The organism is Arthrobacter pityocampae, from assembly GCF_002927275.1.
Lineage (GTDB): Bacteria > Actinomycetota > Actinomycetes > Actinomycetales > Micrococcaceae > Arthrobacter_D > Arthrobacter_D pityocampae.
Window position 1 is genome coordinate 401818 of the sequence record NZ_PRKW01000005.1, and the last position, 12685, is coordinate 414502.

The window sequence follows — 12685 nt, forward strand, 5'->3', positions numbered from 1 at the left end:
CGGGCGGACGGCCGCAGGGCGAGCAGGAGGACAGCGGCGATGGATGGCGGCATGCAGGGCGGAGCGTCAAGCGAGGCGTGGGCGGACGTGAGCTCCGAGGTGACCGCGATGGCCGCCCGCCTCCGATGGCATGCGGGGCAGCTGGGGGACGTCCGCCGGCACGCGCTGTCGGTCGGCCTGCTCTCCTGGGAGTCTCCCGCCGGCGGCAACTTCCGCACGTATCTCGCGGAGCGGAGCGAGGAACTGGGACGCACGGTGGACCAGCTCGAGTCCGCCGCGCAGGAACTGGGGGCCTTCGCCGGCGTCGTGCGCGACGCCGAGGAACGGCAGCACGGAGCGGGACTGTGACGGACGGGCTACGCCCCGTCGTGGGCGACGACGGCCCCATGGCCGTACGCGGGGGTATCGGCGGGATCCGGTTCCAGTGGGAGGAGTTGGAGGAGGCCGCCCGGGTGCTCGCCGTCCTCGCCGCGGACGCGGGGGAGGTCGCCGTCGGCCTCGGGTACCTGAACGGCGAGGTCAGCGAGCTCCCGTGGCGGATCATGCACCTGCACCTCTCCGGCGGCGTGGCAGGTCCCCAGTACCAGTCGGCCCTGGCCCGGCTCGACGGGGCGTGGACGGCCTCCCTGGAGAACGCCCGCGCCCTCGCCGCCGCGGAGGACCGGCTCCGCGCCGCCCTGCTCGCCTACCGCCTGGCCGACGACGCCGCGCTCGCCGTGACGGAGGCCGCGCGGCAGGTCTCGGACGCCGCGGCCCGGGGCCTTGCGCGTACGGCGATCGACTCCGGCGCGCTGAGCGTCGCTCCCATCGGGGTGGAGGCCGCGGACCTGGGGGTGCCCGTCCGGTTCGACGGAACGGTCAGCGGCGTGCTGGAGCGGCTGGCCGCGGTGGAGGATGATGCCCCCGGCACCTTCGAGGTGCTCCGGACAGGAACGGAGGACGAGCCGGTCTACGTCGTCGTCCTGCCCGGCATGCAGGGTAGCGGCCTCCCGGGGCGGGACAGGAGCAATCCCTTCGACGTGGGAGGAATCGGCGAAGCCCTCACGGAGGACAGCCGCTTCACCGAGGAGGCCGTCCTGCAGGCCCTCGGGCGGGCCGGCGCCCGGGAGGGGGACGCCCTGATGATCGCGGGGTACAGCGAGGGCGGCCTCCATGCCGTCAATCTCGCGGAGCCGGACGGTCTGGGCGGCCGGTACGACGTCCAGCTGGTCCTGACCGCGGGGTCGCCGACGGGCTGGTCCACGAGTGGTGGCACGGAGTACCTGCACCTGGAGCACGAGGCTGACCCGGTGCCCCGCCTCGACTCGGTGCAGAACGGTGACGACCGACACCGGACCACCGTCACCCTCGCCACCCCGATCCCGGAGCCGGCCGAGCAAGCCGATGGCTCGGCGGAACCCCGGGGTTTCGGTCGGGCCCACAAGCTCGAGAACTACGCGGTGGGTGCGCGACTCGTCGACTCCGGCAACGCACCGTCCCTCGCCCCCGCGACCGCACTGCTGGCCGCCGCCGGCGGTGCGGCGCGCCGCTACTCCTTCACCGCCACGCGTCGACCACCGTTCGGCAGTACCCCACCGTCCGGCAGTACTTCACCGTCCGAGGGCAGGCGCCGTGAGGCGGACGGCCGGTCTAGGCTATGGCCATGACTTCGATCGAGGACCGTCCGGCTCCATCCCCAGGCCCTGCGGCCGCAGCATCCGGCACGGCCGGCATCCGACCACGCGGCGTCCTCGGGAAGCTCCCCCGCTACGCTGCGGGCAAACCCCCGGTGGTGGTCGAGGGGCTCGAGAGCTTCAAGCTGTCCTCGAACGAGAACCCGCTGCCGCCCCTGCCCGCTGTCCTCGCCGCGATCGCCTCCGAGACCGCCATCAACCGTTACCCCGACCCCATGACGACGGCGCTGCGCACCGAACTCGCGGGCTATCTCGGTGTTCCTGCGACGGACATCGTCACCGGCGCAGGCAGTCTCGGCGCCCTGAACCAGATCCTCGCCACCTTCGCGGGCCAGAACGACTTCGACGCACCCGACGAGGTGATCTATGCGTGGCGCTCCTTCGAGGCGTATCCGATCAGTGTGGGCCTCGCGGGCGCGACGGGCGTCCAGGTCCCGGTGCGGGAGGACGGCACCCACGACCTGGACGCCATGGTGGCGGCCATCACGGATCGCACGCGCGTCATCATGCTCTGCACCCCGAACAACCCCACCGGGCCCATCCTCACGCGCGACGACGTGGTCCGCTTCCTGACCGGGGTCCCGCCGCACGTGGTGGTCGTCATCGACGAGGCGTACCAGGAGTTCGTGCGGCGCCCGGATGCCGTGGACGGCATCGCGCTGTACCGGGAGCATGCGAACGTGATCGTGCTGCGGACCTTCTCCAAGGCCCACGGTCTGGCAGGACTCCGGGTGGGCTACTCGGTGTCCCAGCCGGCCCTCACGGAGCACCTGCGCGTCAGCGCCGTCCCGTTCGCCGTGTCGCAGGTCGCCGAGCACGCCGCCGTGACCTCGCTCCGGCACATCGAGGAGGTCGAGGCCCGCGTCCAGTCGATCGTCGACGAACGGGACCGTGTCGTCGAGGGGCTCCGCGACCTGGGCTGGCGCGTCCCGGAGGCCGAGGGGAACTTCGTCTGGCTGGCGCTGGGCGAGCACACGCAGGACTTCGCGGCGAAGGCGGCGGAGCGGGCCCTGTCCGTGCGGGCCTTCGGCTCGGAGGGTGTCCGTGTCTCCATCGGTGAGGGCGCCGCGAACACCCGGTTCCTCGAGCTGTGCGGAGAGTACACGCACCGCCCCTGACCGGGTCCGGCACGACACGAATAGGCCCCCGGGGCCGCCCTGACTAGTCTTGAGCAGTACGTCCCGGGAACATATGTTGTCCCGTGTATGACTTGCTACATACATTCTCCCAGCGGAATGTAGTGCGTCACGTGAGGAGTGGTTATGAGTGGCAGTGGTGTGCCCGCAGCGGAGTTCGAGGTCGAGGAGGTCCTGCTCGCCGCCCAGTCCGCGATCGGCGGGCAGCAGGGGCCCGCGCCGGAGATGCTGCAGGTCCTCGCCCCCGACGGGACGAAGGCCGACGGCCTGACCGCGGAGATCGCCGGGGAGGTCGTCGACTTCGCGCCCTACCTCGCCGCGACGGATGCCGCCCACCTACGCTCGCTCTACCGGGACATGTCCCTCATCCGACGCTTCGACCAGGAGGCCACGGCGCTGCAGCGCCAGGGGCAGCTGGCGCTCTGGGTCCCCCTGACGGGCCAGGAAGCCGCACAGATCGGATCCGGGCGCGCCCTGCAGCCCCAGGACTACGCCTTCCCCACCTACCGGGAGCACGGCGTCGCCCTGACCCGCGGCGTCGAACTGGCGGACATCCTCCGGCTCTTCAGGGGCGTGACCAACGGCGGATGGGATCCTCGCGAGCGGAACTTCCACCTCTACACGCTCGTCCTCGCGGCGCAGTCCCTGCACGCGGTCGGCTACGCGATGGGTATCCAGCGGGACCAGCTCGCCGATCCCTCGCTGCCGCAGGCCGCCTCCGTCGCCTACTTCGGCGACGGCGCGAGCTCCGAGGGCGATATCCACGAGTCCATGGTCTTCGCCGCGTCCTTCGACGCCCCGGTGGTGTTCTTCTGCCAGAACAACCAGTGGGCCATCTCCGTCCCCGCGGCCGTCCAGGCCCGCGTGCCCCTCGCACGGCGGGCCGAGGGGTACGGGTTCCCGGGCGTCCGGGTGGACGGCAACGACGTCGTCGCCGTGGAAGCCGTCACGCGCTGGGCCCTCGACCGCGCCCGGTCCGGGAAGGGACCCGTCCTGATCGAGGCCTACACCTACCGGATGAGCGCACACACCACGGCCGACGATCCCACGAAGTACCGGCTGTCCGGCGACGAGCAGGCGTGGCAGCCGCGCGACCCGCTGGTCCGTCTCGAGGCCCACCTGCGCGCGCAGGGGCTGGCCGACGACGCCTTCTTCGACGAGCTTGCCGCGGAGGCACGGGCCATGGCCACGGCCCTCCGCGACGCCGTGCTCTCCATGACGGTGCCGGACCTGGAGAGCCGCTTCGCGACCGTGTACGCAGAGCCCCACCCGCTCGTGCAGGAGGAGTTGCGCTTCTTCCAGCAGTACGAGGCCGGGTTCGCCGATGAGGGGGAGCAGGCCTGATGGCGACGATGACCATCGCCAAGGCGATCAACGAGGGGCTCCGCGCCTCCCTCACCCAGGATCCGAAGACCCTGCTGATGGGCGAGGACATCGGCGAACTCGGGGGTGTCTACCGGGTGACCGACGGCCTGAAGCGGGACTTCGGTGCCCTGCGCGTCGTCGACTCCCCACTCGCCGAATCGGGCATCATCGGCACCGCGATCGGACTCGCCCTGCGCGGCTACCGGCCCATCTGCGAGATCCAGTTCGACGGCTTCGTGTTCCCCGGGTTCAACCAGATCACCACGCAGCTCGCCAAGCTGCGCACGCGCAGCGACGGCATGCTGAGCGCCCCCGTGGTGATCCGCATCCCCTACGGCGGCGGCATCGGCAGCATCGAGCACCACTCGGAGTCCCCCGAGGCGCTCTTCGCGCACACCGCCGGGCTCCGGATCATCACGCCGTCCAACCCGCAGGACGCCTACTGGATGATCCAGCAGGCCGTCAGCTGCGAGGACCCGGTCATCGTGTTCGAGCCCAAGCGCCGCTACTGGCTCAAGGGCGAGGTGGACACCTCTGCTCCCACCGGCGACCCGTTCTCCGCGCACGTCCTGCGCTCCGGTACGGACGCGACCGTCGTCGCCTACGGCCCGCTCGTGCCCGTCGCCCTCGCCGCGGCGGCCGCCGCCGAGGAGGACGGACGCAGCGTCGAGGTGATCGACCTGCGGTCCATCTCGCCGATCGACTTCGACACCGTCACCGAATCGGTGACCCGCACGGGCCGCCTGATCGTCGCCCACGAGGCGCCGACCTTCGGCGGGATCGGCGGGGAGATCGCCGCGCGGATCTCCGAACGCGCCTTCCTCTCGCTCGAGGCCCCCGTCATCCGCGTCGGCGGCTTCCACATGCCCTACCCCGTGGCCCGCGTGGAGGAGCATTACCTGCCGGACATCGACCGCATCCTCGAGGCACTCGACCGTGCCTTCGCATACTGAAGGACCATCATGACGCTGAAGACGTTCAACCTGCCCGACGTCGGTGAAGGCCTCACCGAGGCAGAGATCGTGCAGTGGAAGGTGGCTCCAGGCGCGTCGGTCGAGGTCAACGACATCATCTGCGAGATCGAGACCGCGAAGTCGCTCGTGGAACTCTCCTCCCCCTACTCCGGGACCGTGGCCGAACTGCTCGTCGCGGAGGGCGAGACCATCGAGGTGGGCACGCCGATCATCGCCGTCGACGAGTCGGGATCCCGGAACGGGAGCGACGGCGGCACCGGCGCCGATGGTCGGAGCGGCGACACCTCTGCAAGTGCGGACGGCGCACGGCCTGAGGGGGACGACGCCGCGGCGCCGTCGGGCCCCGGTGCCGACGATGGACGAATGGCCGCCGAGAAGACGGCCGCGAATGCGTCCGTCGCCGCCGCTGACGATGCCCCGGTCCCCGTACCCGAGATGCCCGGGGAGGTCGCCGACGCCCGGTCGGACGGGGTCGATGCCACCGGCCCCGGGGGCGCCGAGTCGACGCCCAGTCCGCTGGTGGGCACCGGCCCGAAGGCCGACGCCGTGAAGCGTCGCCCCCGCCGGACGGCGTCCGCGCCCCCGGCAGTCACCGCGCCCACGTCGCCCGCGCAGGGTGCTCCGACGTCGGCCGCATCGCCTCCGCAGACAGCGGCCGCGACCGCTCCGCCGTCGTCCGCACACGACGGATCCAGCCCGGATCGCACGGCCGACGCGCCCGGCCGGACCAATCCGCTGAACCAGCTTCTCCACCGTGTCCTCGCGAAGCCGCCGGTCCGGAAGGCGGCGCGGGACCTCGGGATCAATCTGTCGGACGTCCCGGCAACCGGGTCCGCAGGTGAGGTCACCAAGCAGGACCTCATGAGCTACCAGTCGCAGCGCGACGCCGAGCAGGACGGCGCGGACTCCTTCTGGTCGGACCGCAAGCTCCTCGGCGGCGGCCGCATCGAGCGCATCCCGGTGAAGGGCGTCCGCAGGGCGACGGCGAAGGCCATGGTGCAGAGCGCGTTCACGGCGCCGCATGTGAGCATCTTCGTGGACGTCGATGCGTCCCGGACCATGGAGTTCGTGAAGCGGCTCAAGGCGTCCCGGGACTTCGAGGGCATCAAGGTCTCGCCGCTGCTGATCCTGGCGAAGGCCGTCATCTGGGCGGCGGCACGCAACCCGTCGGTCAACGCGACCTGGGCCGGGGACGAGATCCTCGTGAAGCACTTCATGAACCTCGGCATTGCCGCCGCGACACCGCGGGGGCTCATGGTCCCGAACATCAAGGACGCGCAGGACCTCTCGCTGAAGGAGCTGGCCCTCGCCCTCAACGACCTCGCCACGACGGCCCGGGCCGGCCGTACGCAGCCGGCCCAGATGCAGGGCGGGACGCTGACGATCACCAACATCGGGGCCCTGGGGATCGATACCGGCACGCCCATCATCAACCCGGGCGAGGTGGCGATCGTGGCCTTCGGCACGATCAAGCAGAAGCCCTGGGTGCTCGACGGAGAGGTGATCCCGCGCTGGATCACCACGCTGGGGGGATCGTTCGACCACCGCGTCGTGGACGGCGACCTGAGCGCACGCTTCATGGCCGACGTCGCCTCCATCCTCGAGGAGCCCGCGCTCCTGCTCGACTAGGGTGGGGCCATGGACCAGCAGCTACCCGGAGGGCCGGGCCGCCCGCGACCGCGGTACCCGCTGAGCAGGCTCCTGCTCGTGGTGGTCATCGGCTTCATCGCGTCGAGCGTCCTGCAGCTGATCTTCCCCGATCTCGGGGCCGTGGCGCGCTTGTCGATCCTGGTGATCATCGCCGCGCTCATCTCGATCGCCGTGACGCTCCGTCAGCAGCGGCCGCCGAGGTAGGCGACGCCGCTACCGGGGCCTCGTGCGCGGCTCTGCCTCGACAGGATGACCATGACGCGGCGTGTCGTGACGGGACATGCGCTTCGGCGGCTGGAACCCGTGCACGGAGCCGCACCACGGCCGCACGAGGGTCGGGACTACCGGTTCTGCTCGATCGCCCCGCGCAGGATCGGCGCGAGTCGGCGGACGCCCTCCACGATGTCCTCGGGTGAGACGGCGCTGAAGGCCAGCCGCAGCTTGTTCGAGGGCTCGTCCGACGGCGTGAAGGCGGCGCCGGGGATGAACACGACGCCGGCGTCGATCGCCGTGTAGAGCAGCGGGTAGGTGTCGATGCCCTCGGGCAAGGTCACCCATACGAAGAAGCCGCCGTCCGGGGTGGTCCAGTGGACGCCCTCCGGGAACTCCTCGGCGAGGGCGCCGAGCATGGCATCGCACCGCTCGCGGTAGAGGCTGCGCATCGAGCTCAGGTGCCCGCGCCAGTCGTACTCGGTGAGGTAGGCGCTCACGAGCATCTGGGTGAGCGGGGACGGGCACAGCACCACGGCCTCGCAGGCGAGGTAGAACCGGCGGTAGAGGTGCCTGGGCACCAGGGCCCAGCCGAGCCGCACACCGGGGGCGAAGATCTTCGAGAAGGAGCCGAGGTAGATGACGTCGTCGGGGTTGTCCGCGCGCATGGGCTTCAGCGGCTCGCCGTCGAAGCGCAGCATGCCGTAGGGGTTGTCCTCGAGCACGAGGATGTTGTGCTCACGGCAGATGTCCACGACCCGCTGGCGACGATCGGCGGCCATCGTGATGCCGCTCGGGTTGTTGAAGCTGGGGATCGTGTACAGCAGCTTGATCGAGCGGCCCTGCGCCTGGAGTTCGGCGATGACCCGTTCCAGTTCGTCCGGGATGAGGCCGGCGTCGTCCATCGGGATGGTGACGACGTCGACCTGGTACGCCTCGAAGGTGTTGAGGGCGCCCACATAGGTGGGGTCCTCGCAGAGGATCACGTCCCCGGGATCGCAGAAGACCTTCGCCGCGACGTCCTGCGCCGACTGCGAGCCCGTGGTGATCACGATGTCCTCGGGGTCCGCGCCCTCGATGCCCTCGGCCGCCATGACGTCGCAGACGAGCCGCCGGAGTTCGTCCATGCCCTGGCCGCCGCCGTACTGCAGCGCCTCGAGCCCGTGCTCGGCGATGATCTTCTGGGCGGTCCGGCCGAGGTCCTCGAGCGGCAGGGACTTCAGGTACGGGCTCCCGCCCGCGAGGGACACGAGGCCCGGGCGGATGGAGATGTCGAAGACGTCGCGCACCGCCGACTGCTTGATGTTGGCGGCACGCAGGGAGAAGAGCCGGTCGTGGCGCGCGGCGGAATCGACGGCGCGTTCGAGAGCCGCTTCGGTCTCGGCGGGCAGGAAGTCGGTGGGGGTTTCGCTGGAGGACGTCACGCCCAGAGTCTAGGCCGGGGTTCACTATCAGGCAACAGGTGTTGCCTCGCGGTGCAACGCGTGCGGACCCCCGTACCGCACGCATTCCGGCGGCGGTGCGGCCCGGTCAGATCCAGCCCGCGTCGCGCGCCTTCAGGGCGGCCTGGAAGCGGCTGTCTGCGCGCAGCGTCTCCAGCATCCAGGCGATATGCCGACGGCAGGTCCTCACGTTGATGTCCAGGCGGCGTGCGATCGACTCGTCGGACAGTCCGTTCGCGAGGCCCTGGAGGATGGAGCGCTGCATCGCGCTCAGGGGTGACACCACCTGGGGCGGGGAGAGGAAGGACTCGCTGAGTTCCCACGCGATGTCGAACAGGTGCGTGAAGATGGTGATCAGGCTGTGGTCCCTGATGACCAGGGCGGCCTTGTCGTCGTGCGAGAGCCGACGGCCCACGACGGCCAGCTTCTCGTCGAAGACGAGCATGCGCAGCGGGATGAATGGGAGGACCCCGAACTCACCACCGCCCGCCGCGATCGCCTCGACGGCCTTGCGGGTGGGCACGTGGTCGCGCGTGCTGGTGTCGTAGAGGGTGCGCCGACGCACCCCGTTCGCCAGGAGCTCGAGGTCCTTCCGGACGCTCTCCTCGTGGACGTCCGCCGTCGACCCCTGTCCCGGCTGTGCGATGTACACCTTCTCGGTGACGTCGCGCCCGTAGTCGATGAGGACCCGGTGGATGAGGTGCGGGTCCTCCAGGGTCTCCACCGACGTGCTGGCGAGCACGTGCTTGCGGGCGTCGAGGAAGGCGGGCAGGAGGCTGGACAGTTCCCGGCGCTGGGTGCTGATGCGTGCCTTGAGCTCCTGCATGGCGCGTTCGTCGGCGTCCACGAGGTCGGCGAGGGCGACGTCGGGGGAGACGGCGACGAGCCCGTCGGGGCTCCCGGCCTGCGGACTGAGCAGCCGGCGGTCGGAGAGCTCGCCGACCGCCTCGTCGATGCGGCGCAGCGTCAGACCGAGGGCGTCGGAGGCCTCGGAACGCGTCCATCCGGGGTGCCCCACGGCATACCGGTAGACCTCGAGCGATGTCGCACCCAGCATGCGAGCTCCCTGTCCGGCCGCTGCAGCAGCGGCGAATCGTGTGCGAAAAAGATGACATGTCCAGTTAATGACATACCAGGGAGAGTGGCAATCCGGCGTCCGGGGGACGCCCGGAATCCGCGCCGTTCCGCGGGAGCGGGGTCAGGATCGCACGGCCCCGGATCTTCCCGGAGCATGTCCGCGTCCTGATCACGCCATGTCCGCAAACGGCCACTTCTCCTGCTGGACACTACCCGTCAGTGCCGGACATTCTGATGAAGCCGATCCGATGCAAGTCCCGAGGGGGCCTTCCCACATTGGATCGGGCACTGCCGATCGGCAGTGTGGGGACAGCTCAACCACCCGGACACGGGCAAGGAAGGATCGCCATGAAGAAGGTATTCGGCGCAACTGCAGGCTTGTTGATCGTGGTGGGAGCTGTTCTGCCGGCAGGCCAGTCCATCAGCGCGGCAAGTTGGGACTGGCCCAAGGGCCAGCCCATGGCGGCGAGCTGGGACTGGCCGAAGTAACAGGTGCCCCCGGGTCAGGACCCGGACGGTACCCCCCGGAACCCGCCCCAGCGGGGATGATCACAGACCCTGAAGGAGAGAGTCATGAGCCAGTTGACCGCCGTTCGTACCGCCTCACGGACGGTCGTCAGCACTCAGTGGTGGCATCTCTCCCTCTCGACGGGTGGCTTCGATGTAGCGGACGGCATCATCGAGGAACTGATCACCCCGCTGGTGGCGCAGGCCCAGGCGCTCGGCGCCAAACGCTGGTACTTCACGCGGTGCGAGGACCCGTCGACGGGCGTCGTCGGCCAGATCAGGCTCAGCATCCACGCCCACCCCCGCGTCCTCGAACCCCTGCGCGCCTTCCAGCGGGCGCTCCAGGCCCGCAGCGCGAAGAGCATGCCCCTGCTCGTCGTGCGCCAGCACTTCACCGCTCCCGCCGACAACACCTACTACTCCGGCGGGCGTGAGATGGCCGATCCGCAACTCGAGGCCAACCTCGTCAAGTACGGCGGGGTCGAGGGCCTGCACCTCGCCGAGGAGGTCTTCGAACTCGGCTCCGAGCTCGCGCTCTGGGGCAATCAGCGCTTCCCCCGCATGCAGAACCGCTCCGCGCTCGGCGCGCTGATCCTCTTCGACTCCGCCCAGGGCATGATGCGCGGCCCCCGTTCCGCCGGATGGCCGGACCGCCGGCGGCTCTCGTGGGATTTCTACTGGGACAGTCACCTGCGTACCTGCACGGCCGACGTCGGCCCGCGCGCCCCGGCGGTCCGGGAGGCGATGGCCGCCCAGGTCGCCGCGAAGGCGCCCGGCTTCCACGCACTGATGGCCGCCACGGCGTCGGAGTCCGCCGTCCAGAACTGGCGGCGGCGCTGGTTCCGCGCCATCGACACCTATCTGTACCGGGCGGACAAGGTCCGCGTCAGCCGCAGTGCCCAGCACCTGACCGTGTACCAGGCGCACATGGCACTCAACCGCCTCGGGTTCGTCGCCCGTGAAGAGGCGGCACTCGGGTTGTACGCACGCAGCTGGCAGCCGCTGGTCGTCCCGGCGCGTTCGTCGCGCACGGCTCCGTGACCCCACCCACCGACCGAAGGAGCGCGCCATGAATGCAAGGAACACCATCGTGCTGGCCATGGACGACACCGACCTCTCCGAGGCCCTCGGCTGCTCGTCGGAGGAGGTGGAGTCGATGCAGAACGCGGGTGTCCTCGCTCCGCAGGGCCAGCTGTGGGAGATCGGACCCGCGAAGGACTATCTGAGGGACGCCGTCTGGGCGGACGGTCTCTGGCGCTGAGGCGCATGTCCCGGAGAACGACAGGGACGCCGGCGCATCATGCGCCGGCGTCCCTCTCGCGTCTGGGGATCCCGGAGATCAGGCCGCGATGGGCTCCGCTGCTCCGGCGAGCGCCAACAGGACCCCGGTGACCAGTCCGGAGACCTCGGCGTCGTCCTTCGGGTGCAGTTCGGCGAAGCGCGTGATCGAGCTGCCGATGGACAGCCGGGCTTCGTCGAGCACCGTGGCACCGGCGACGCCGAGGGCGCGGCGGGCCTCGTCGTGGGCCCACACGCCGCCGTACTGGCCGAAGGCGGACCCGATGACGGCGGTGGGCTTGCCCGAGAGCGCGCCGGCGCCGTAGGGACGGGAGAGCCAGTCGATGGCGTTCTTCAGGACCGCCGGCATGCTGCCGTTGTACTCGGGGGAGACGAGCAGGACGGCGTCGGCGTCGGCTGCCGCGGCGCGGAGCGCGTCGGCAGCCTGGGGGCGGTCGGCGTCGTTGTCGATGTCCTCGTTGTAGAACGGGACGTCGTTGAGTGCGTCGAACGTGACGACGTCCACGGAGTCGGGGGCGTGCACGGCGGCCGCTTCCGCGAGCTGGCGGTTGATGGAACCCTCGCGCAGGCTTCCGACGAGGGTCAGGATCGTGGTGGTCATGGTTTCTCCCAGGGCTGTGGGCCGTGCGGCCGATACTGTGACAGATGCTTCCCCCCCTTCAAGCGGACTGTGGTCCGTTTTATTCCACAGCTATAGTTGCGGCATGCAGGGCGAGGAATTGCTCCGGGTCACGGGCGACGACGGAGAGCGGACCGACGCGGCGCGCAACCGCCGCCTCATCCTCGATGCCGCCGCCGAGATCGTCGCGACCTGCGGCCCCGAACGGCTGACCACGGACGCCGTCGCGCGCCGCGCAGGAGTGGGCAAGGGCACCGTCTTCCGGAGGTTCGGCAACAGGGCGGGCCTCATGCACGCGCTCGCGGACGAGGCAGGGCGTTCCTTCCAGCACGCCTTCATGGCGGGCCCTCCTCCGCTGGGGCCCGGCGCGCCGCCCCTCGAGCGACTGATCGCCTTCGGCGAGGCCAGTATCGAGCGCATGCGGTTCGACGGGCAGATCCTCCGGGCGGCCGAGCAGCAGGGCGGACCGGACCTCGACCACCCGACCCAGCAACTCACGCGGCTGCACCTGTTCGTGCTGCTGCGCGGCCTCCACGTGACGGATCCGGAGCTGGGTGCCTACCAGCTGTCGGCATTCCTGAACGCGGGCCTGCTGCTGCACCTGCAGGAGCGCCGGGGCATGTCGAACGCACGCCTGATCGCGTCCTGGCGCGCCCTGGTCTCGGCCCTCGCGGTGGATGCGGATCCCCGCCGCACTTCGCCCGGCCCCTTGTAGACTGGCAGACGCCGGTGC

Annotated in this window: 14 protein-coding genes; 11 read left to right on the forward strand and 3 right to left on the reverse strand. The window is 70.5% G+C overall.

Annotated features, from left to right (window positions below; genetic code table 11):
* The first annotated feature begins 87 nt into the window (after nucleotides 1–87).
* From C4K88_RS13385 to C4K88_RS13415, 7 genes are all read left to right on the forward strand, one after another.
* Nucleotides 88–348, forward strand: a complete 261-nt coding sequence (locus C4K88_RS13385; protein WP_146065692.1) for a hypothetical protein — start codon at nucleotides 88–90, stop codon at nucleotides 346–348.
* A complete protein-coding gene (locus C4K88_RS13390) occupies nucleotides 345–1646 on the forward strand; it encodes a hypothetical protein (protein WP_104122111.1) in 1302 nt (433 codons plus the stop codon). Before C4K88_RS13385 ends, C4K88_RS13390 begins: the two co-directional genes overlap by 4 nt.
* The gene (locus tag C4K88_RS13395; RefSeq protein ID WP_174705240.1) at nucleotides 1643–2791 is read left to right on the forward strand and encodes a histidinol-phosphate transaminase; all 1149 of its coding nucleotides are present in this window, start codon (nucleotides 1643–1645) and stop codon (nucleotides 2789–2791) included. Before C4K88_RS13390 ends, C4K88_RS13395 begins: the two co-directional genes overlap by 4 nt.
* A gap of 144 nt (nucleotides 2792–2935) precedes the next feature.
* Nucleotides 2936–4153 carry a pyruvate dehydrogenase (acetyl-transferring) E1 component subunit alpha gene (pdhA, locus tag C4K88_RS13400; RefSeq protein ID WP_104122113.1) on the forward strand — a complete coding sequence of 406 codons (1218 nt, stop codon included), beginning with the start codon at nucleotides 2936–2938 and terminating at the stop codon, nucleotides 4151–4153.
* Nucleotides 4153–5127, forward strand: a complete 975-nt coding sequence (locus tag C4K88_RS13405) for an alpha-ketoacid dehydrogenase subunit beta (protein ID WP_104122114.1) — start codon at nucleotides 4153–4155, stop codon at nucleotides 5125–5127. The genes pdhA and C4K88_RS13405 overlap by 1 nt, the downstream gene beginning before the upstream one ends.
* 9 nt (nucleotides 5128–5136) lie before the next feature.
* Nucleotides 5137–6777 carry a dihydrolipoamide acetyltransferase family protein gene (locus tag C4K88_RS13410; RefSeq protein WP_104122115.1) on the forward strand — a complete coding sequence of 547 codons (1641 nt, stop codon included), beginning with the start codon at nucleotides 5137–5139 and terminating at the stop codon, nucleotides 6775–6777.
* Between the two features lie 9 nt (nucleotides 6778–6786).
* On the forward strand, nucleotides 6787–7002 hold the full coding sequence (locus tag C4K88_RS13415; RefSeq protein ID WP_104122116.1) for a hypothetical protein: 216 nt from the start codon (nucleotides 6787–6789) through the stop codon (nucleotides 7000–7002).
* A 137-nt stretch (nucleotides 7003–7139) separates the two neighbouring features.
* Here the strand turns inward: C4K88_RS13415 and C4K88_RS13420 are convergent, their stop codons facing one another.
* Together C4K88_RS13420 and C4K88_RS13425 are read right to left on the reverse strand one after the other, a co-directional pair.
* Entirely contained in the window at nucleotides 7140–8432 is a 1293-nt protein-coding gene (locus C4K88_RS13420; RefSeq protein ID WP_241521931.1) for an aminotransferase-like domain-containing protein, read from the reverse strand.
* 106 nt (nucleotides 8433–8538) lie between these two features.
* Nucleotides 8539–9507, reverse strand: a complete 969-nt coding sequence (locus C4K88_RS13425; RefSeq protein WP_104122117.1) for a helix-turn-helix transcriptional regulator — start codon at nucleotides 9505–9507, stop codon at nucleotides 8539–8541.
* Nucleotides 9508–9875: 368 nt separating this feature from the next.
* On the opposite strand from C4K88_RS13425, the gene C4K88_RS17440 reads away from it, so the two are divergent.
* The 3 genes from C4K88_RS17440 to C4K88_RS13435 all read left to right on the forward strand — a co-directional run bounded on the left by C4K88_RS17440 (nucleotide 9876) and on the right by C4K88_RS13435 (nucleotide 11295).
* On the forward strand, nucleotides 9876–10016 hold the full coding sequence (locus C4K88_RS17440) for a hypothetical protein (RefSeq protein WP_167399052.1): 141 nt from the start codon (nucleotides 9876–9878) through the stop codon (nucleotides 10014–10016).
* An 84-nt stretch (nucleotides 10017–10100) separates the two neighbouring features.
* The gene (locus C4K88_RS13430; RefSeq protein WP_104122118.1) at nucleotides 10101–11075 is read left to right on the forward strand and encodes a lantibiotic dehydratase C-terminal domain-containing protein; all 975 of its coding nucleotides are present in this window, start codon (nucleotides 10101–10103) and stop codon (nucleotides 11073–11075) included.
* A 28-nt stretch (nucleotides 11076–11103) separates the two neighbouring features.
* On the forward strand, nucleotides 11104–11295 hold the full coding sequence (locus C4K88_RS13435) for a hypothetical protein (RefSeq protein WP_104122119.1): 192 nt from the start codon (nucleotides 11104–11106) through the stop codon (nucleotides 11293–11295).
* A gap of 78 nt (nucleotides 11296–11373) precedes the next feature.
* On the opposite strand, the gene C4K88_RS13440 is transcribed toward C4K88_RS13435, so the two are convergent.
* Nucleotides 11374–11934, reverse strand: a complete 561-nt coding sequence (locus C4K88_RS13440) for an NAD(P)H-dependent oxidoreductase (RefSeq protein ID WP_104122120.1) — start codon at nucleotides 11932–11934, stop codon at nucleotides 11374–11376.
* 103 nt (nucleotides 11935–12037) lie between these two features.
* Here C4K88_RS13440 and C4K88_RS13445 point away from each other — a divergent pair, with 103 nt between their 5' ends.
* Complete coding sequence (locus C4K88_RS13445) at nucleotides 12038–12667, forward strand: TetR/AcrR family transcriptional regulator (protein WP_104122121.1); 630 nt, start codon at nucleotides 12038–12040, stop codon at nucleotides 12665–12667.
* The last annotated feature ends 18 nt before the right edge of the window (nucleotides 12668–12685 follow it).